21 protein-coding genes are annotated in these 19396 nt (G+C 44.8%); 1 reads left to right on the top strand and 20 read right to left on the bottom strand.

Going from position 1 to position 19396, the window contains the following annotated elements:
• Positions 1 to 11: 11 nt before the first annotated feature.
• The 12 genes from M3191_RS12170 to M3191_RS12115 form a co-directional block, all read right to left on the bottom strand.
• Entirely contained in the window at positions 12 to 668 is a 657-nt protein-coding gene (locus tag M3191_RS12170; protein WP_251700650.1) for a Type 1 glutamine amidotransferase-like domain-containing protein, read from the bottom strand.
• Between the two features lie 130 nt (positions 669 to 798).
• Positions 799 to 1338 (bottom strand): hypothetical protein, encoded by a 540-nt coding sequence (locus tag M3191_RS12165; RefSeq protein ID WP_251700649.1) that lies wholly within the window; start codon positions 1336 to 1338, stop codon positions 799 to 801.
• A 176-nt stretch (positions 1339 to 1514) separates the two neighbouring features.
• On the bottom strand, positions 1515 to 2582 hold the full coding sequence (gene rlmN / locus M3191_RS12160; protein WP_251700648.1) for a 23S rRNA (adenine(2503)-C(2))-methyltransferase RlmN: 1068 nt from the start codon (positions 2580 to 2582) through the stop codon (positions 1515 to 1517).
• Between the two features lie 96 nt (positions 2583 to 2678).
• Complete coding sequence (locus M3191_RS12155) at positions 2679 to 2861, bottom strand: hypothetical protein (protein ID WP_251700647.1); 183 nt, start codon at positions 2859 to 2861, stop codon at positions 2679 to 2681.
• Positions 2862 to 2941: 80 nt separating this feature from the next.
• Positions 2942 to 4015 carry a histidinol-phosphate transaminase gene (hisC, locus tag M3191_RS12150; protein ID WP_251700646.1) on the bottom strand — a complete coding sequence of 358 codons (1074 nt, stop codon included), beginning with the start codon at positions 4013 to 4015 and terminating at the stop codon, positions 2942 to 2944.
• Entirely contained in the window at positions 4008 to 4649 is a 642-nt protein-coding gene (hisIE, locus tag M3191_RS12145; RefSeq protein WP_285853341.1) for a bifunctional phosphoribosyl-AMP cyclohydrolase/phosphoribosyl-ATP diphosphatase HisIE, read from the bottom strand. Before hisIE ends, hisC begins: the two co-directional genes overlap by 8 nt.
• A complete protein-coding gene (hisF, locus tag M3191_RS12140) occupies positions 4649 to 5410 on the bottom strand; it encodes an imidazole glycerol phosphate synthase subunit HisF (protein ID WP_251700645.1) in 762 nt (253 codons plus the stop codon). Before hisF ends, hisIE begins: the two co-directional genes overlap by 1 nt.
• Positions 5407 to 6120 (bottom strand): 1-(5-phosphoribosyl)-5-[(5-phosphoribosylamino)methylideneamino]imidazole-4-carboxamide isomerase, encoded by a 714-nt coding sequence (gene hisA, locus M3191_RS12135; RefSeq protein WP_251700644.1) that lies wholly within the window; start codon positions 6118 to 6120, stop codon positions 5407 to 5409. Before hisA ends, hisF begins: the two co-directional genes overlap by 4 nt.
• A gap of 13 nt (positions 6121 to 6133) precedes the next feature.
• Positions 6134 to 6718, bottom strand: coding sequence for an imidazoleglycerol-phosphate dehydratase HisB (hisB, locus tag M3191_RS12130; protein WP_251700643.1), 585 nt, complete (start codon positions 6716 to 6718; stop codon positions 6134 to 6136).
• Positions 6699 to 7994 (bottom strand): histidinol dehydrogenase, encoded by a 1296-nt coding sequence (gene hisD / locus M3191_RS12125; protein ID WP_251700642.1) that lies wholly within the window; start codon positions 7992 to 7994, stop codon positions 6699 to 6701. The genes hisB and hisD overlap by 20 nt, the downstream gene beginning before the upstream one ends.
• Positions 7991 to 8626: an ATP phosphoribosyltransferase gene (gene hisG, locus M3191_RS12120; RefSeq protein WP_251700641.1), complete on the bottom strand. Its 636-nt coding sequence runs from the start codon at positions 8624 to 8626 to the stop codon at positions 7991 to 7993. Before hisG ends, hisD begins: the two co-directional genes overlap by 4 nt.
• A complete protein-coding gene (locus M3191_RS12115; RefSeq protein ID WP_251700640.1) occupies positions 8626 to 9585 on the bottom strand; it encodes an ATP phosphoribosyltransferase regulatory subunit in 960 nt (319 codons plus the stop codon). Before M3191_RS12115 ends, hisG begins: the two co-directional genes overlap by 1 nt.
• A gap of 96 nt (positions 9586 to 9681) precedes the next feature.
• Here M3191_RS12115 and M3191_RS12110 point away from each other — a divergent pair, with 96 nt between their 5' ends.
• Entirely contained in the window at positions 9682 to 10476 is a 795-nt protein-coding gene (locus tag M3191_RS12110; RefSeq protein WP_251700639.1) for a histidinol-phosphatase HisJ family protein, read from the top strand.
• Here the strand turns inward: M3191_RS12110 and M3191_RS12105 are convergent.
• The 8 genes from M3191_RS12105 to gdhA all read right to left on the bottom strand — a co-directional run bounded on the left by M3191_RS12105 (position 10473) and on the right by gdhA (position 18961).
• Complete coding sequence (locus M3191_RS12105) at positions 10473 to 10703, bottom strand: hypothetical protein (protein WP_251700638.1); 231 nt, start codon at positions 10701 to 10703, stop codon at positions 10473 to 10475. The two genes, M3191_RS12110 and M3191_RS12105, sit on opposite strands and share 4 nt — an antisense overlap.
• Positions 10704 to 10761: 58 nt before the next feature.
• Positions 10762 to 11319 (bottom strand): YdcF family protein, encoded by a 558-nt coding sequence (locus tag M3191_RS12100; protein ID WP_251700637.1) that lies wholly within the window; start codon positions 11317 to 11319, stop codon positions 10762 to 10764.
• Positions 11320 to 11405: 86 nt separating this feature from the next.
• Positions 11406 to 12071, bottom strand: a complete 666-nt coding sequence (locus tag M3191_RS12095) for an ABC transporter ATP-binding protein (protein WP_353056527.1) — start codon at positions 12069 to 12071, stop codon at positions 11406 to 11408.
• 1 nt (position 12072) lies between these two features.
• The gene (locus tag M3191_RS12090; protein ID WP_251700635.1) at positions 12073 to 13203 is read right to left on the bottom strand and encodes an ABC transporter permease; all 1131 of its coding nucleotides are present in this window, start codon (positions 13201 to 13203) and stop codon (positions 12073 to 12075) included.
• The gene (locus M3191_RS12085; RefSeq protein ID WP_251700634.1) at positions 13200 to 14423 is read right to left on the bottom strand and encodes an ABC transporter permease; all 1224 of its coding nucleotides are present in this window, start codon (positions 14421 to 14423) and stop codon (positions 13200 to 13202) included. The genes M3191_RS12090 and M3191_RS12085 overlap by 4 nt, the downstream gene beginning before the upstream one ends.
• Before the next feature lie 18 nt (positions 14424 to 14441).
• Complete coding sequence (locus M3191_RS12080; protein ID WP_251700633.1) at positions 14442 to 16031, bottom strand: DUF6583 family protein; 1590 nt, start codon at positions 16029 to 16031, stop codon at positions 14442 to 14444.
• A gap of 182 nt (positions 16032 to 16213) precedes the next feature.
• Positions 16214 to 17422, bottom strand: coding sequence for an argininosuccinate synthase (locus M3191_RS12075; RefSeq protein ID WP_251700632.1), 1209 nt, complete (start codon positions 17420 to 17422; stop codon positions 16214 to 16216).
• Between the two features lie 159 nt (positions 17423 to 17581).
• Complete coding sequence (gene gdhA / locus M3191_RS12070; protein ID WP_251700631.1) at positions 17582 to 18961, bottom strand: NADP-specific glutamate dehydrogenase; 1380 nt, start codon at positions 18959 to 18961, stop codon at positions 17582 to 17584.
• Positions 18962 to 19396 lie beyond the last annotated feature (435 nt).

Genomic DNA, 19396 nt, shown 5'->3' with positions numbered 1-19396 from the left:
TTAAATACCAACTAGAGCGTCTCATCTAATTTCTGAATCTTTGAGTCGGAAATTAAATAAACACTGCCCAAAATGTCGATTTTGTCTCCTTTCACACGTACTGCGCAATCTTTGTTCGACGCATAAATATTTATTTCTTCCGATAGGGGAGATAGTTCCCTCTGAACCAGTGCTAAGTTATTTTCAAGATCAAAATGAGACAGGACGGAAAAATTGTCAAGACCGATTCCGTCGTAAACAGAGCTCATTTCAACTTCATCTCCAAAGTTTTTCGAGGATAACCATTTAGCGGACATGTTGATTGCTCCAGCGCTTGCTCCCATCACAACGGCGCTGCTTTTTTTAATCGAATCCGATAATTCATATTCCATCAAAAAACCATTTAGATTAAGAATATTGCCACCCAACAAGAAAATGACGGAAGCATTTTGAATAATCGTTTGGGCATCTTCCTTCTGTACGCCGTAATTAATTAAATGATACTCATCAAACATAATGCCAGCCTGATCGAGCCACGACCGTTCAGTAGCACCATCATCTTCATAAATAGATGGATTCGAGCTAATCATAGCAAGCGATTTTCTATCAGTTATATCCATCTTTAACACTCTACTCAGATTCTCCGGAAAAAAGTTGTTAAACCAACCTAGATAATAGTGAGTCTTCATAAGTACCCCCTCGGCAAAGTGTAAATAACATTTATTACTTGCGTCACTCAATCTGTTTTTGTCACTCTCAATTTGCCCGATTGTGTTAAACACAATTTTAACAACACTCTTCACCAATCAACCGTTTCTGTTAAAGATGTAGTTCCTCAATTGTAATAAAAATTCTCGAATATAATGCTTTTATGTGTTCATCAGTCTTTTCAGAGTTGTATAAACCATAGCCCCAATTTTTCACGACCTCTTCATCCTCTTCTTGTATCGTCAGAACACCAACAGCATAGCTTTTCCCGACAGTCCAATCCCAACTGGTATCATACTCTACGTCTTCCACAGTAAAAGGAATAGGGCTGTTAGCTGAAATAAAAAAGAATGGAATGGTTGACTGTAAGTACACATCCGCATACTGGCTCTCTGAAGCTTCGACAAGGTTTTCTTCTGTAATAATGACGGCATTATAAGAATCGATTGTTTCACTCGTTAATTCGTCGAAGGAAACTTTATCAAACCTTATTTGTTCTTCTTCCACTTCTGGCGGTTCTCCAACTACTGCTATTCTCAATGGTTTGCCTTCATACAATTTGAATTCAGGTTTTGAATTGCACGCTGATAGTGTTAGTAGTAAGAATATCAATGTGAATAGTAAACATCTCATCCCTTTTGTTCTTTTCATATACATCCCCCTCTACTTAAATTTTAACATAAAATCCCATCGCAAGAAGGCAGAAATGTAGCTACAAAAAAAGAGACACTAATTCATATGCGAATTGTGTCTCTTTGAATAGGTTGTTATTTGATTTTCCCCCAACAACCGAACCCGTTACTCTTGTCGGCGTTCGTTATTATGGTTTACTTCGCTACTTTATCTTTTTTGATCTGCTTGCTTCGCAATTGTCCGCAAGCTGCGTCGATGTCTGTACCTTGCTCCCATCGGACGCCGCAGTTGATACCGCGTTTTTTCAACGTATCGTGGAATGACTTGATTGCTTCAGGCTTGCTTCGTTGGTACTGCCCGTGCTCATCGACCGGGTTGTACGGGATGAGGTTGACGTAAGACAAATGGCGTTTATTATACAGTAGTTTTGCCAATTGCTCGGCTTCAGCTACGTGATCATTTACGTCATCCAACAGAATGTATTCGAAAGTGATCCGGCGGTTTGTCGTTTCCAAATAATAATCGATCGAGTCCATCAGCTTTTCAATCGGATATGCTTTATTGATTTTCATGATTCTCGTCCGCAGATCATTGTTCGGCGCATGAAGGGATACCGCCAAATTGATTTGGATATTCTCTTCAGCGAACTCACGGATTTTCGGTGTCAGACCGCTCGTTGAAACTGTGATGTGACGCGCACCGATCGATAACCCTTTCTGGTCATTGATGACACGGAGGAAATTCATCAAATTCGTGTAGTTGTCGAACGGTTCGCCGATGCCCATGACGACGATATGGCTGACACGTTCCCCATTGCCAACCTCGTCAAGATGCTGTTGCACTTTCATGATTTGACCGACGATTTCCCCGGCATCCAAATCCCTGTTTTTCTTCAATAAACCACTGGCGCAAAAACTGCAGCCGATATTGCATCCAACTTGGGTTGTTACACATACTGAGTGGCCGTATGGGAATTTCATCAAAACGGTTTCAATTAAGTTCCCGTCCTGCATTTTGAAAAGGAATTTGATTGTCCCGTCGTCCGAAACTTGCTTCACTGACTGTTCAAGAGTCTGTATCACAAAAATTTCATCCAATAATTGGATGCATTCTTTATTTATATTTTTCATGTCTCCAAAGTCGGTGACACGCTTTTTGTAAAGCCAGTCCCATACTTGTGCAGCACGGAATTTCTTTTGTCCATTTTCGACTAGCCAATCTGTCAGCTGTTCGAGGGTCAAGCCGTAAATTGATTTTTTCATGTCAATTCCTCACTTCTCACTTTTGCATTCGGTTATTATACCATGAAAACGGCGAAAACAGAAGAAAAAAGCTGCCTCATCTATAGACAGCTTACATTACTTTGGCTCATTCGCCTTATTTTTATCCTGTTTTATTTTCATGGTGAGAACGAATACATTCATAAGTGCCAAGACTGTGAAGAAAATGGCGATGCCTGTCTGCCCTTTCGTGAAACGGTCAATTGCAAAATAGCCTAAGAAGATGATCAATGCGATATCGATGAATTTCGGTGTAGTCATTTAAATGCCTTCCCCCTTCACGCCAAACTGCTTTTGACCTCAGTATAGCAGTTCCCGGTCCCGCATTGCCATCCTCTTTTTTAAATATGGCTATCGACTGCAAGCAATTGTTCCAGTTTTCGAAGCAGGCTATCCATCTGTTCGTCCGTACCAACCGAAATGCGTAAATAGTTATCGATTTCAGGTTGATTGAAGTGACGGACGAGTATTCCTGCATTTTTCAATTCTACATAAATTTCAGCGGCTGCCTTATCTGTATGCTTGGCAAATACGAAGTTCGCTTGTGACGGCAAAACGTGAAAGCCCATCTCCTTCAAAGTATGAATAAGTCGGTTCCGTGTCGCTGTGATTTTCAACACCGTACTGTTGAAGTATTCCCGGTCCTTGAATGCAGCCGTCGCCCCCGCAATCGCCAGCCTGTCGACCGTATAGGAGTTGAATGAATCCTTGATCCGTACAAGCGCCTCAATTAAATCCGGATGGCCGATTGCATAGCCGACGCGCATGCCCGCAAGCGATCGGGATTTCGATGTCGTCTGGATGACAAGCAGATTTTCATACAATCTCACCAATTCCACAGCAGATGCGGTTGCAAAATCAATATACGCTTCATCGATAATGACAACTCTATCGGGATTATTAACTAAAATCGTTTCAATCGATGATAGCTCCATATAGAGGCTCGTCGGCGCATTCGGATTCGGCATGATGACGCCGCCTTCAGATCCGAAGAAGGATTCCGCGGGCAAAGTGAAATCTCCATTCACACGAACTATTTCATATGGAATGTTGAACAGCTTTGCGTAAACCGGATAAAAGCTATATGTGATGTTCGGAAAGCGGATCGGTTTATCCGGATGGAAGAACGCCATGAATGAAAAAGCAAGAACCTCATCCGACCCGTTTCCAACGAAAACTTCGTCCGGTGAGACGTCGTAGGTATCTGCAATGGCTAGTCGCAGTCCGTCCGCTGTAGGGGATGGATACAGCCGGAGCTTTCCATCCAACTCTTCCACTATCGCCTCTTTTACGCGTGGACTTGGTGGGTACGGGTTTTCATTCGTATTCAATTTAATGATATCCGGATCATTCAGTTGTTCGCCCGGCACGTACGGCTCGGTCCGATTCACCATTTCGCTCCAGAATTTATTCATCCAGCACCACTTCCTTCTTCGGCCTTCTCTCCCGTAGAATCGCCTTCACGTCATCAACAGACACATCGAGCAATTCCATAAGGACAAGCGTGTGATATGTCAAATCGGCAAGTTCATTCGTCACTTCATCCTTATCCCGATTTTTTGCACCGATGACGACTTCCGTCGATTCTTCCCCAATCTTCTTCAATACTTTATCCACTCCTTCACGGAACAGATACGAAGTATAGGATCCTTCAATCGGGTCCGCTCGTCGCTCTTTGATTTCATCTACAATTTCATGGACGATGCCGCGCACTGAATGACTCTCTTCAAATCCGATTGAATGAAAGCAAGACGTTTCACCCATATGGCAAGCGGGACCGGCCGGCTCGACTTGGAGGAGGATCGCATCCTGATCGCAGTCGACGGATATCCGTTTGACAGCTTGCCGATTGCCGGAAGTCGCGCCTTTATTCCAAAGCTCCTGCCTGGAACGGCTGTAAAACCAAGTCTCTTTCGTCTCAAGCGTTTTTTGGAGGGATTCCCTGTTCATATAGGCGAGCATGAGCACTTCCCCTGTCCGCTCATCCTGTACGATAGCGGGAACCAAACCATTCTGATCATATATAAGTGCGTCTATATCGATATTCATCATGATTCATTCCCAACAACTTGTTTTTGTTCGTCCAAATACGTCTTCAATTCCCCAATATGAATTTCTTCGAAGTGGAATACTGAGGCAGCAAGGGCGGAGCTCGCCTTTCCCTCCGTCAATACTCTTGCAAAATGTTCGGGTTTGCCTGCTCCACCACTTGCAACAATCGGAATGCTGACCGCGGCCGCCAACGATCTGTAGAGCTCGATATCATAGCCATCCTTTACACCGTCCTCATCGATGCTGTTGACGACGAGTTCACCTGCTCCAAGTTGCTCACCCTTCACTGCCCACTCGATTGCATCCAGCCCGGTCTCTTCCATACCGCCTTTTGCAAAGACAACCCACTTTCCGGGACCGGCCTTTTTAACGTCCATTGAAAGCATAATCCGATCGGAACCGAATTTCTCCGCAGCTTCTCGGATCAATTCCGGGTTCAGCAAAGCGGCGCTATTAATGGATACTTTATCTCCGCCGACACTAAAGATCTTCCCAATGTCTTCGATTGTCCGAATGCCTCCCCCCACGATGAAAGGAATCGGTACCTCTTGCGCAATCTCTTCAATTAAATCAAGGAACATTTCCCTGTTCTTCGTAGAGGCGGATATATCATAAAAGACGAGTTCATCCGCACCATCCGCTACGTATTTTTTCGCAAGAGTAAGTGGATCTGCAACTTCTTGTACATCGAGGAACTTCTTCCCTTTCACGACTTTCCTGTTATCAACGTCCATGCAAGCTATGATTCGTTTCTTCATCGCTGTCCCTCCATTGCTGTTGCCAAAGATAGATTCCCTTCATACAATGCTTTCCCGATAATTGCACCATACAGATTCATCAATTTCAGCTTTGCGATATCCTCAATCGTCGAAACACCGCCGGAAGCGATGATGTCCATATCGGATGCTTTGCTCACCACATATAACTCATCGAAATTCGGTCCTTGCAGCATGCCGTCTTTCATAATGTCGGTATACACGACCGTTTTGACGCCTGCACCTTCAAGCCATCGCAGCAATTTGACCGCTTTGACATCCGTCGTTTCCGTCCAGCCATCCGTCGCGACGAATCCATTTCGTGCGTCGATCGACACTGCGATTTTTTCGGCATACTTGGCGACCGCTTCTTCGACGAACTGTGGGTTTTGAATAGCAGCCGTCCCGATAATGACCCTGCTTACCCCGCTTGCGATAAGTGAATCGATCGTTCCCATCGACCGAATCCCTCCACCGACTTGGACAGGGATTTTCACAGCCTCCACGATTTCCCTAATTGCTTCAGCATTCAATGAATCACCGGTTTTCGCGCCGTCCAAATCGACGACGTGTATGTACGCGGCGCCTTGCGTTTCCCACTCCTTCGCCACTTCCGATGGTGATTCATGATAGACGGTCTCCTGGGCATAGTCGCCTTGGATAAGACGGACGCATTTGCCTCCTCTAATATCGATTGCCGGAAATAAAATCATTGTCGACTCCCCCTTATAGAATCCCCTTTGTCGATGGAACCCCTTTAATTTCAGGATTTATTGAACTCGCGATGCGCAGAGCTCTTCCAAAACTTTTGAAAATGGATTCGATGATATGGTGGCTGTTTTTCCCGTATTGCAAATTGATATGCAACGTCACATTTGCTTGCCGGGTGAAAGCGAGGAAAAACTCTTCTACCAGCTCGGTGTCAAAATCCCCTACTTTGTCTTTCAATCCTTCGACGTTATAGACGAGGAAGGAGCGTCCGCTTATGTCGAGTGATACGGTTGAAAGTGCTTCATCCATCGGCGTCGACACCGTCGCATACCGTTCGATGCCTTCTTTTTTTCCAATACTGAGATTGAAGGCCTGGCCTAGCACGATGCCGATATCTTCGACCGTATGGTGTTGGTCGACGGCGAGATCACCATCACACTCAACCGTCAAATCGAATCTGGCGTGGTTCGCGAACAACGTCAACATATGGTCGAGAAATCCGACCCCCGTCCGAATTTCCGTTTTCCCTGTTCCGTCGATAGCAAATTCCAGTTCAATTGCCGTTTCTGCAGTGCTTCTACTAATTTTCCCGCTTCTCATTGCGCTCCCCTTTCCGCAGCCGGATCGACTCGGCATGGCCCGTCAACCGCTCCGCTTCCGCCAAAATGATGATGTCATCCGCCACTTCCTCAAACGCTTCCTCCGTATACTGGATGATGCTCGACTTTTTAAGAAAATCGTAAACACCTAACGGAGACGAGAAAGCAGCCGTTCCGCTAGTCGGCAATGTATGGTTCGGTCCTGCCATATAATCGCCCAATGCTTCCGGTGAGTAAGCCCCGAGGAATATGGCACCCGCGTTCCGGATGAATGGCAATTGCTCCACCGGATTTTCCACCATGACTTGCAGATGCTCCGGTGCAATTTCGTTCACTACTTCAATCGCTTCCGTTAGCGAATCAACGACGATGATACGTCCGAAATCGTTTATGGAGCGGCTCGCAATTTCCATCCGGTCCAATTTGGGAAGCCGCTCTTCCACTTCCGCTATCAGTTTTCCTGCAAACTGTTCGCTAGTCGTCACACAAATGGCAGCCGCCTGCTCGTCATGCTCCGCCTGTGACAATAGATCTGCCGCAACGTATGCAGGGTCTGAGGTTTCATCCGCCAAAACGCAGATCTCACTTGGACCCGCAATCATATCGATTCCAACGTCACCGAATACCCATTTTTTCGCCCTTGCAACATATGCATTGCCAGGCCCTGTAACTTTCATCACCTTCCGGATCGTTTCAGTGCCGTAAGCCAATGCTGCAATCGCTTGTGCGCCGCCCACTTTATAGACGACGTCCACGCCTGTTTCCTTCGCAGCCACCAATACATGCGGGTTTACTTTCCCGTCAGACTGCGGTGGAGTCGCGATGGTAATATAGCCGACTCCGGCGATTTTTGCGGGGATGGCGTTCATCAGGACTGTTGATGGGTAGGCTGCCTTCCCGCCAGGCACGTAAATGCCGACCCGTTCAATAGGGGTCACTTGTTGGCCAAGCAAAATTCCTTTCTCTTGCCGGATGAACCAGGAACGTTCCTTCTGCTCTTCATGAAAGTCGGTAATTCTCCGCTTCGCTTTCTGGAGAGAGGCGATGAAGTTTTCCGAAACGAGCGTATAGGCTTCATCGAATTCATCATCTGCGACAATGAAATTCTCCAACTTCACGCCGTCGAACCGTTCGGTATACATATGTAGAGCCGCATCCCCGTTCATACGGACATCGTTGATAATCGAAAGCACTTTCCGGTCAAACTCCAGATCTATGGACTGCTCATTCCGTCTCTTGATTTCCACCTTATAGTCTGCAGCAGTGACAATTTTCATGAATACACCTCCAGCCCCGTTTTGACATCGGCAATGAATTTCTGGATACGATCTGTCTTGATGGCAAAACTGGCTTTATTCACAATCAACCTTGCGCTTACTTCCGCAACGTCTTCAATTACGACTAGGCCATTCTCCTCCAATGTTGTGCCCGTTTCGACGATGTCGACAATACAATCTGCCAAGCCAATGAGCGGTGCCAATTCGACTGACCCATTCAGCTCGATAATATTGGTGCGGATCCCTTTTTGTTCAAAATGGAGTTTTGCTATCTTCGGATACTTGGAAGCAACCGTCAACTGGGTTAGTTCGTTGAGCTTTGTTTCCGGATATCCCGCAACGGACAATTTGCATTTTCCTATAACGAGATCCAACAGTTCATAAACGTCCTTTGGATCTTCCAACAGAACATCTTTTCCAATTACCCCGATATCCGCGGCGCCTCGTTCTACGTACGTCGGCACATCTACCGCTTTTACGAAAATCAATTTGATGGAGTTCGAATCATCCATGAAGATGAGCTTTCTGCTTTTATTGGTAAAGTCTGAGAAAAGAATCCCGGCCTCCTCCAAAAGTGCAATCGCCTGATTCGCTATCCTTCCTTTTCCCATTGCAACAGTCAAACAATTCATCAGACATCCCCCTTTTGCTTCTGATTATCGGAAGCTTTCACTAATGATTCGATTTCACAAGCAAATCCAATTGCCGGCAAGTCAGCTCCGAATTCGTGGCCCAATTGATCATACCGCCCGCCCATCAATACCGGTTTGCCAAAACGTCCGACATATCCTTGAAACAGGATGCCCGAGTAGTAGTCCATCCGGTTGATCAACCCAAAGTCGAGGACGAGATGCTCGTCAAAGTCCCTTAACCGGCTGCAAACTTCCTTAATATATGAAAGAGTTTCTTGCATGCGTGATGTAGTGGAGATTTCTTCTGCACGTTTCAGCACTTCTTCCGGTTTTCCATAAAGATGAGGAATTTGCATAATGGCATGTTTGACTGCATCGTCTGCATCAACGCTTGACAGCAGTTCACCAATCTCAACACTGTTCTTCGCCTGTATACATACTTTCAACTGATCGCTTTGTAGTTCTGTTAATGGGAGCTGCGACATCATTTCTTGGAAGAAGGCGGTATGCCCAATTTCAATTTTAATGTCATTGAACTTCAAATCCCTCATCGTCTCCAGCGCCAAAAAAATTGTTTCCGCATCCACATCTGGCGATCGTTTGCAGAAATATTCGATCCCCGCTTGTGTCCGCTCAATTTTCTCAGTCGGGTCGGCTGACCGGCGGAACACTTCCTGTATATAATAAAAGCGGTGTTCACTTGTCAGCTTGCGGTGAGCGTGAGACAATTCCTGTGTAATCGGTATCGTCACATCGGGTCTAAGGACAAGAACTTCTCCAGATGGATCGATCACTTTCACCATCTCTTTCCGGTTAACGGAACTCGTCACTTTGCAATAAAGATCATATCGTTCGAAAGCCAGTGTTGTAATCCGTTGGAATCCATATGTAGAAAATGAGTTGGATAACGTATTAATCACTTGCTCGAACGTCTCAGCTTCTTTCAATCCGGAATTCATCTGCATACCACCTTTACTTCATTGCTTTACTACGTTAAAGTTATAACGTACTATAAATCTATTTTTCTCATTTGTCAACTGATAGGAGGATTTTTTATGTTTGATTACCATATGCATAGTTCATTTTCGGGAGATTGTAATGTTGATATGGAGGAGATGGTGAAGGGGGCGATAGCAAAAGGCCTTTCAGAAATCTGTTTTACTGAACATATCGATTATGATTATCCCGAAGATTCAATTGAATTTGATTTTGATAAACGGAAATATGGTGAGCGGATTGATGAACTGCGCAAGCGGTCTAATGGGAAGATTCGCATCAAGAAGGGCGTCGAGATTGGTGTACAGCCGCATTTGTTGGTACGCTACGATGAAATGCTGAAAGCGGAGTCGTTTGATTTCATCATTTGCTCGATGCATACTGTCGAGCGGAAAGGCTTGCATTATGGGGATCTTTTCAAGGGGAATACCGTAGAGGATGCCTCATTGAAGTATTACAATGAATTGCTGCATTGCGTGAAGAACTTTACGAACTATTCCATTTTAGGACATGTTGATTTAATCAAGCGGTATGCTTCGAAAACTGTGGAAAATGATTTCCATGATGTGTTGCGTGAAATATTTGATGTGATCATCCCTGCTGGAAAAGGGATCGAGTTGAATACGTCCGGTGTCCGTTATGGGTTGCCGAACGGATTGCCGAGCGATGATGTGTTGAAGCTGTATAAGGAATGCGGCGGGGAGATCATTACGCTCGGATCTGATGCGCATAAGCCTGGAGATATCGCTTTCGATTTCAAGGAGTCGCTGGAGCTGTTGCGGTCAATCGGTTTTGATTATATTACAACGTTTGAAGGGTTGAAACCGACTTTCCATCCGATTGATGCATTTTAATCATATTGGAACGTGCATGGTGGCGCGCTTTGGGCGGAGGAATTGCTTACTTTGGGCGCGGGATCATGTTCTTTGAGCGCTAAACCACGGGCTTTGAGCGCGATACCGCGGGCTTTGAGCGCGATACCGCATTCTTTGAGCGCGATTCCACATTCTTTGAGCGCGATTCCACGGGCTTTGAGCGCGGAACCACGGTCTTTGAGCGCGATACCATGGTCTTTGAGCACGGAACCACATTCTTTGAGAACAAAACAGCCCGCTTTGGACGCGGGCTGCTTTGCAATATTACTTTCCTACAATGACTGTCTTGATTAGTGCGAGACGTTCCCTTATGTGGTGCTTCGCTTCCACTGACTTCGGTGTCTTCGCAGGCAATGCGTCTGTCTCGAGATCCATGCTATCCGCAATCATCCTTGCCCTCGCCAAATGAAAATCACTTGTGATGATTGTGACTGCTTCGACATCATCTGGCAGGAGTCTTTTTGAATAAAGGATGTTCTCATACGTCGAAGTCGACTCCGTCTCAAGCAGCAGACGTTCTTCCTGCACGCCATGCTCCGTCAAATATCTTCGCATCGCTTCCCCTTCTGCAATATCTTCATCCGGACCTTGGCCTCCTGACAAGATGAATTTAACGTCAGGATATTCTTCCGCGTAGGAGAGCGCTTCTTCCAATCGATAACGCAAAGTGAGTGACGGCGTCTCCCCATTGACCCTAGCCCCGAGGATGATGGCATATTCCAACGAACCATCCGCCAACGGCTCCATTCCATCAGTCATCCACTTGCCCAACAACAGCCAAGTTCCTAAGCCGAGCAGCACTGCCGCAATTCCAATTGTCATCCCCAACCTCTTTGTTTTCTTCACTTGATCACCTATTCAATCAATTTTAGTATATGAGTTGCCGGGGTGAAAAATGGCTGATTCCGTCACGTCAGCTGTTCCACTTCAATTCCTCGTTCCTTCAGCAACGTTGGATAAAACGGATCGTCACCGATCGAATAGACACGGTCGCACACATTCGTAATTTCATCCATGTCATGCGACGTATACAGAATCATTTTGCCTTCCTTTTTGGCAAGGTTCAGCAAATAGCTGCCGATTTCCGTTTTTGATTTCAAATCGATGCCGACTGTCGGTTCATCCAATAAAAGAAGTATTGGGTCATGTAATAGGCTGATCGCCAAATTGAGCTTGCGCTTCATTCCGCCGGACAGCGAATGGACCGGTTCCTTCCACTGTGTCAACTGCATATCGAGACAAAGGTTCCTGCACTCTTCCGGCGACCTTCTTATCCACGAAAGCTTTTCGAAAAAACGCATATTCTCCTCGACTGTATACTCTTCCCAAACCGATATATCCTGGGGCACATAACCGATAATTTGCCGTAACTGCTTGAAATCATCCTCATACCACTTACCATCTAAACGCAATTCACCAGCGGTAGGTTCCATTGCTGTTGCCAAAATTTGCAATAATGTTGATTTTCCGGCACCGTTCTCCCCGACAAGGCCGACAATTTCCCCTTCTTTCATTTGAAATGAAACATCTTTCAATACACTTTTCCGTTTGTATCGTTTTTGGACACCTTTCACTTCAAGCAATTCGTCTGCCCCCTTTCATTAACCAAGATGCCAGTACTACAAGTAACAACAAAAGCCAGGCTACTGGAATTGAAGTCGTCATCAGTGAACGCACTGGACTAATAACCTCTACCCATTCCCATCTTCTAGACAACGAATCGAGCGGCACGACAGCCCCACCTGTTACGGTCAATAAAAGCGCTGAGGCGATTCCTGTCATGTAGTACATAAACAATTGGCGGTAGACTATCGCAAGCAAAAAGGCAAATAGATTCAATGTCACCCTGAATGCCAGCATCGGTAGGATGAGAGACAAGGTGACTGTCTCCTCCAATACAGAGTGGAAAACAAATAAAGCAAGGATATCTGATAAAACCGTCAATAATGAGTACAAGCCTAACATCCGTACTGCATGACTTTTAAACGATGTAGACGTATAGAGCCATCGCACTTGCATGGAAGGACGGCTTTCCTTAATCATCCAATCGAACAGGAAAAACGCGGAGATGATTGTGAAAAAGGCCCAGACCGCCCTGCTATTCAATAGTTCGATTGGTTGTTCTTCAGACGGACCTGTTTGTTTGCCATATGAAAAACTTGTGCGAAGAAGGCTCTCTTTTTTTTGCTTTTCTTCACTTCTGCCGATAATCTCTTCATAATTCCATTGATCTTCCATGCCATATTCATGGAACAGTTGCCGAATGACCGAGGCAGCTCTCGACCTGGCAAGGTCCTGCTGGGCCAGTGACATGACCGTTTCTGAAATTGCCGGATATGCGAAAGATCGATTTGAAGAATAAGCGTCAATCAGCCCATTCCGCCGATTTTCCAGCACAGATTCCCCATAGCCTTCCCGGATGACAAATACACTGTCTAGTTGGTGCTGCTTCAACTTATGCAGGGCATCTTCCAGCCCCATACTACGCACAGAAAACATGTCGTTTTTCTTAATTTCAAGTGCCAATTGCTCTGCCAACGGAGATGAGTCTTCAACGATAAGCACAATCGGCACCTTCGCCTCTTCCTGTAAAGCACCGAATGTCTTCATAACCACAAGCGTCAATAGAATCGGGGCGAGCAGCCAGAAAACAACACTTTTCCATTCTTTTTTCAGCCGAAAAAATTGTGCGGGCATTCGAATCATCGGCTCCACCTCTCTTTCCAGCTAAGCGACATACACAAGACAAGAAATGCAATAGACGAATAGAAAGCCAAGGATGTGTAATTTGCATAATTACGGCCTTCCAGCACTAGATCCATCATCCACCCAAGGGCGATCGGTGAGAATAAATAGGGAAGGAGTCCTTGGATTGACTGTGGGAAATACAATGTCGGAATCAATGACCCACTCATGAGAACGATGATAAAAACAAAGATGCATTGCAAAAACAGCCCAATCTTTTTAGACGGAAGCCATGTATCAATTACTGCAATACCACAAAGTAGAATGAAGGCGTATAACAACGTAAATAAACCAAATCTCATCATGTCCACAGCGTAAAATTCAATTTTCAGCAAATGAATCAGTATGAAAAATGCAACTCCAGCGAGCAGTGTACTGACGAGTAACGAAACAAGCAACCTCCCCGCCACCCGCTGGCCAACGCTGACGCCAAGTAGTTTCATCCTAGTGGCCATCGACTTAGACTCTACATCAACCAGTACGATGTAAAACGATAACAGCCAAACGGAAAAGACGATGAACCAACCCGATAACATAAAATAATTCATCGGCGACGATGTTGCCGAGTTCTTCAATACTTCTTCATCCAACAGTTTATCCTTGCCTAATGTAAAGAGCGTGAAATCGACGAATTGCTCAAACATCATCTCCATCCGCTCTTCGCGAGGCATCGGAGTCTCCTTTGCATAGTCATTGATCACCAAAATATTCGCTTGTGCGGCAGCAATGTATCTCGCCAAACTATCGACTAGCTGTTTCGCAATGAAGCTGTCGATTGGTCTGGATGGGTTACCTACCATAGGAATTGTCACCGATTCTCCCTCGTACAGATCGACAGTAAAATTTTTCGGCAATGAAAAAGAAGTGCTAATTTCGTTCTTGCCAATTAATTGCTCTGCTTCCTCTCTTGACGCAGGAAAAATTTCTATGTAATTTTGTCCACTTGCCGTCTCCGTCAGCAACGAGCTGATCAGCTTCGATTCCTTCGTTTGATCCTCATCAATCAATGCAACGCGGATCGGAGAGTTCTCGGCTGGAATGAGTAAACTCGCAGCAAGCCCGACTAACAATCCGATCAAAATAACTGGAAATAGAAAAAGAAGAAGAAGGGTCGCCCGCTTCTTCTTCAGCTGTTTCAAGTTTTCATTCGTAAAAAACAATATTTTCCGTATCGATTGCATCCAGTCCACTTCCAATCATCAGAAGTTTTCAAGCTCACTTTGGAGGTCGCCCATCAGTTCAGTAACCCACTTCTCAAACTCTCGAGCCAACTCTTCTCCAAGGTCATCCATTTCGTCACTGTTCATCTTGCCGATATTCACAGCGTTTTTGGATTCATCCGGCATCTCCACTTTTTTCACGATTTTCCCTTCCTGTTTCAAGCGGAAGTAAATATCAGATGTAGAGATGGCTTCGGATGGGTCGATGATTGTGAACTCGTGATCCGCCTTCATCGAATCTTTTTCATGAGCCGCTTTTCCGCTCCAAACAAGTTTAGGAGAGAAGCCTTCGTCGGCAACAGCGATTTCCCGGTTGAATGTACGGTCTTTCCCATTCAGCTCTTCTTTCCCTTTATACGTAATGGAAACATCTTCCGCGTTGATCGTAATCGTATCGTCCGACTTCCCGTCTTTCCACGTTAAGTCACCCTTGAAATTGACGATCTTCTCTTCCTGCATTTGAGGGTCCGTGCCTGTGAATGAATAATCCCATTTCTGTCCGGTTTTCTCCAATAATTGGACACCTTCGAACTTCAATGTGGCGATTTCACCTTGGGTTTCACCGATCGACATAGCGAATTCCCGCTTTACAATGCTGTTCGACTTATGCCAGATCGTTGATTCGATCCCATTCGGAATATGCCATCCATTGACTTCTTTAATCGCTTCATCCATTGAATCCTCAAAATCACCAATCAACTCTGTCAGTTTTTGATCGGAAACATCATCAGTCATTGTAGAAAATGCAATTTGTTCTTTCAAAAGCGCCTTCAATTTTTCATCATCACGCGCTTTCTTGAAGAGATCCACTAAAAGGGACTTTACTTGTTCTTCGGAAAGATTCATGTTCACTTTTTCAGTCTTCATCTTCTTACCGAATACATCAATCTCTTCTTTTTCACTTGTGAACGCATCCTCAGGCAGCTCATGATAGAGGTATTCCATATACTCCTCTTTCACGTATTTCTGGAATTCTCCGTCCATGGAAAATTGCTCTTCAAACAGGCGGGATAGCCCAAGCTTCTCCGGCCCTTCGTAAAATGCGTCAGTTTCCCTCATCATTTTTCCGAAGTCCTCATCCATGAAAAACAACAGCTTATCCGTGAACGGCAATGCCGCCATCATCTTTTCAGGTGTAAAATACAATGTCACGAATTCCGATGAAACACTTCCGAATTTCCCTCTGAAATTCATTTCCCATTCCTTTTCCACAGGATCCTTCACTTGCGTCATGGAGAATATGGTGTTATTGAGAATCCTCTGCATTTCGACCATATCATAGCCCGCGCTCGGATCATCCCATTCTGCAGATAGATCATATGTAGTTTCAACCGGCTTTGCCTTTTGGACATTCAGCCAATCTACCTCGTTTTTATAACGCTCTTCGAAAAGGTCTCCGACTTGAGTGAACGTCTTTGTTTCGGCCAACAAGTATTTGACTTTTGGCGATTTGTTAAATAAAAAGAAAGCGGAAACGGCTCCAGCACCAATTACTAGTACGGCTGTCAACACGACAATCAATAGTACGGGCGATTTCCTCTTTGCTTTCGTTTCTTGAACATTCTCCACTGAATTTCCTCCCCATCATAAATATCTTCAAAGATTGGTAATCTCATACAAATTTTACTACATTAAAAGGATAAATGTTCCTTATTTCGTAAATTGATTAGTAATATCTAGTCAGCAAGTTTAGTAGTTATTTACTACTCATTAAAAAGCCTTCTGCATTTAACTGCAGAAGGCTTGGTAAATCAGTTCTTCACTTTTTGCTTTTTATTCACCGAGCTATGGACCTCTGTCGGCAGACCCCATAGTTGTATGAAGCCAACAGCTGCCGATTGGTCGAATTCGTCATCTGACGTATACGTCGCCAATTTTTCATCGTAAAGGGAGTTTGCTGATTTTCTGCCTTCTACGATTGCATGCCCTTTGAATAATTTCACACGGACAACCCCATTGACGTATTGCTGCGTCTCTTTGACGAAGGCTTCCAACGCGTTTCTCAGCGGTGAAAACCACAAGCCATTATAGATCAGTTCACTAAGTTTTTGCGATACGAGCGGCTTAAAGTGAGCGACATCTTTAACGAGTGTAATGTCTTCCAATTCCTTATGCGCTTTTAATAGCGTAATGGCACCAGGACATTCATACACTTCACGGGATTTGATGCCAACGAGACGGTTTTCGACATGATCGATTCTGCCGACTCCGTGCTTTCCAGCTACTTCATTTAATTTCAAAATTAGTTCACTCAATGGGTACTTTTTTCCGTCAATGCTGACCGGTACCCCTTTTTCAAATTCAATTTCAATGACATCCGCTTGATCCGGAGCGTCTTCGATTGACACTGTCAATCCGAATGCCTCTTCAGGTGGCGCAGCCCATGGGTCTTCCAAGATCCCGCATTCATTGCTACGCCCCCATAAATTCTGGTCGATGGAATAAGGGCTGTCTAGATTAATTGGAATCGGGATATTCTTCTCTTTCGCGTAAGCGATCTCCTCTTCGCGCGACCAGCTCCATTCACGGACAGGTGCGATGACCTCAAGCGTTGGGTCAAGTGCTTTGATTGCCACTTCAAAACGCACCTGGTCATTCCCTTTCCCCGTACAGCCATGAGCTACCGCAGTCGCATTTTCCTTATGCGCCACTTCAACAAGCTTTTTGGAAATCAGTGGACGTGAGAGCGCCGATACGAGAGGATATTTGTCTTCGTAATATGTGCGAGCCTGCAAAGCAAGCAATGCATACTCCTGCGCAAACTCCTCTTTCGCATCGATGACATAACTGTTTACCGCACCGACTTGCAGCGCTTTCTGTTGGATGAAGTGCAAGTCTTTCCCTTCACCGACATCCAAGCAGCAAGCAACCACATCATACCCTTTATCCGTCAACCACTGTACTGCCACCGAAGTATCAAGACCACCAGAATACGCTAAAACGACTTTTTTATTTCCCATACATTTATCCTCCTCTATACATCATTCTGTATCTTTATTCATCTTTATGTATTTTTATAATACCACATATAATTTGAATATCAATAGATTTGAATGAAAAATTAATTTCCGGGATGAAAAAAACTACCTCACATTCTGTTGTAAGGTAGTTTCTACTAATCATCTTATTCCGTGTGCCACCATCGCATCTGCAACTTTCAGGAAGCCTGCAATGTTGGCGCCCATGACAAGATTGCCCGGTTTTCCAAACCGTTCAGCAGCGTCTTTGCAACTTGTATAGATGTTTTCCATGACCGTTTTCAAGCGCATGTCTACTTCTTCTTCCGTCCAAGCAAGGCGCATGCTGTTTTGCGACATTTCCATTGCAGAAACAGCTACTCCTCCTGCATTAGCTGCTTTTGCGGGGGCAAAGAGGATGTTATTTTCGAGAAAAATATCAATTGCTTCAATATTGCACGGCATATTAGCGCCTTCACCAAGCGCTTTCAGTCCATTAGCGATGAGCATATGTGCTGCAATTTCATCGATTTCATTTTGCGTTGCACAAGGAAGTGCGATATCACAAGGAATCGACCAGATTGCTGAACAATCATCATGGTACTCTGCGTCCGGATGCTCCTTCGTGTATTCCCAAATCCGTTTGTTTTCAACTTCTTTCAACTGCTTTACAGTGTCGAGATTAATGCCGTTTTTATCATAGATATAGCCGGCCGAGTCGCTGCATGCGATGACTTTCGCTCCAAGTTGTTGGGCCTTTTCAATGGCATACGTTGATACATTTCCGGATCCCGAGACAACGACCGTGCTCTCTTTGAAGGAGAGCCCGTTTTCATTCAACATCTCTTCGACGAAATAGACGGTGCCATATCCCGTCGCTTCTTTTCTTCCAAGCGAACCGCCATGTTTCGGATCCTTTCCCGTCAGGACTCCAGCCTCGTAACCGCCTTTCAACCGGTTATACTGACCAAACATATAGCCGATTTCCCGTTTACCGACGCCGATATCTCCCGCAGGCACGTCACTATCGGGGCCGATATGCTTGCTTAACTCGGTCATGAAGCTTTGCGTGAAACGCATGATTTCCCTCTCGGACTTCCCTTTCGGATCAAAGTCCGAGCCTCCTTTTCCCGCTCCGATCGGCTGTCCTGTCAATGCATTTTTGAATATCTGTTCGAACGCTAAAAACTTCATAATGCTATTGTTCACGGAAGGATGGAAGCGGATGCCGCCTTTATATGGACCAAGGTCGCTATTGAATTGCACGCGATAACCACGGTTGACATGAACTTTCCCTTTATCGTCTTCCCAAGCGACACGAAATGAAATGATCCGCTCAGGCTCTGTGATTCGTTCAAGGATTCCATTTCGAATGTATTCAGGATGTTTGGCAAAGACAGGTCGAAGTGAATCGAATATCTCCCTCGTTGCTTGCAGAAATTCCTTTTCATCCGGATTTCTTCTCTTCACCAATTCATATACTTCATGGACGTAGTCATTTGCCCGGCTACGGTTGCCTCGGGAGTTCTCCATATTTGTCATTAGCCTCATCCTTTCTCGATAAATCGCGAAGAAAAAATTGTATGGTGTCTATCAATATCGTGAAAATTAATATTTCAAAATCGTTTCTTCGTTTTATTAAGTATTACTGAAATTATGAATATATACAACATCTTTTTCTGTTTACTGTAGTCCATCCTTGTATTATGTGTCAATTTACTAAATTTTGTCGAAATTCGTCGCACAAAAATAAAATCATTTACATATTTCCAAACATAGATTATTAGTAGGCTTATCAAGAGCCCAGTTACCTGCGATTTGGAAAACAACTACAAAGAGAAAGAGGAGATGCTTTATGAAATTCAGCAAAATTCTGCGAACTGTAATAGGAGCCAATTTAGTGATTGTAATGGCTTTCGCATTCCTACCTGCTCTGTTGATCAATCCGGATGTAGACATTTTCCAAAGCGTAATAAA

Source organism: Sporosarcina luteola (genome assembly GCF_023715535.1).
GTDB classification, from domain to species: domain Bacteria; phylum Bacillota; class Bacilli; order Bacillales_A; family Planococcaceae; genus Sporosarcina; species Sporosarcina luteola_B.
This window is presented reverse-complemented; position numbering and strand designations above follow the sequence as displayed.

Bases quoted from the DNA above. Each gene is read 5' to 3' on its own strand.
- M3191_RS12170 (WP_251700650.1), bottom strand. From the start codon at position 668: ATGAAGACTCACTATTATCTAGGTTGGTTTAACAACTTTTTTCCGGAG.
- M3191_RS12165 (WP_251700649.1), bottom strand. From the start codon at position 1,338: ATGAAAAGAACAAAAGGGATGAGATGTTTACTATTCACATTGATATTC.
- rlmN (WP_251700648.1), bottom strand. From the start codon at position 2,582: ATGAAAAAATCAATTTACGGCTTGACCCTCGAACAGCTGACAGATTGG.
- M3191_RS12155 (WP_251700647.1), bottom strand. From the start codon at position 2,861: ATGACTACACCGAAATTCATCGATATCGCATTGATCATCTTCTTAGGC.
- hisC (WP_251700646.1), bottom strand. From the start codon at position 4,015: ATGAATAAATTCTGGAGCGAAATGGTGAATCGGACCGAGCCGTACGTG.
- hisIE (WP_285853341.1), bottom strand. From the start codon at position 4,649: ATGAATATCGATATAGACGCACTTATATATGATCAGAATGGTTTGGTT.
- hisF (WP_251700645.1), bottom strand. From the start codon at position 5,410: ATGAAGAAACGAATCATAGCTTGCATGGACGTTGATAACAGGAAAGTC.
- hisA (WP_251700644.1), bottom strand. From the start codon at position 6,120: ATGATTTTATTTCCGGCAATCGATATTAGAGGAGGCAAATGCGTCCGT.
- hisB (WP_251700643.1), bottom strand. From the start codon at position 6,718: ATGAGAAGCGGGAAAATTAGTAGAAGCACTGCAGAAACGGCAATTGAA.
- hisD (WP_251700642.1), bottom strand. From the start codon at position 7,994: ATGAAAATTGTCACTGCTGCAGACTATAAGGTGGAAATCAAGAGACGG.
- hisG (WP_251700641.1), bottom strand. From the start codon at position 8,626: ATGAATTGTTTGACTGTTGCAATGGGAAAAGGAAGGATAGCGAATCAG.
- M3191_RS12115 (WP_251700640.1), bottom strand. From the start codon at position 9,585: ATGAATTCCGGATTGAAAGAAGCTGAGACGTTCGAGCAAGTGATTAAT.
- M3191_RS12110 (WP_251700639.1), top strand. From the start codon at position 9,682: ATGTTTGATTACCATATGCATAGTTCATTTTCGGGAGATTGTAATGTT.
- M3191_RS12100 (WP_251700637.1), bottom strand. From the start codon at position 11,319: ATGACAATTGGAATTGCGGCAGTGCTGCTCGGCTTAGGAACTTGGCTG.
- M3191_RS12090 (WP_251700635.1), bottom strand. From the start codon at position 13,203: ATGATTCGAATGCCCGCACAATTTTTTCGGCTGAAAAAAGAATGGAAA.
- M3191_RS12085 (WP_251700634.1), bottom strand. From the start codon at position 14,423: ATGCAATCGATACGGAAAATATTGTTTTTTACGAATGAAAACTTGAAA.
- M3191_RS12075 (WP_251700632.1), bottom strand. From the start codon at position 17,422: ATGGGAAATAAAAAAGTCGTTTTAGCGTATTCTGGTGGTCTTGATACT.
- gdhA (WP_251700631.1), bottom strand. From the start codon at position 18,961: ATGACAAATATGGAGAACTCCCGAGGCAACCGTAGCCGGGCAAATGAC.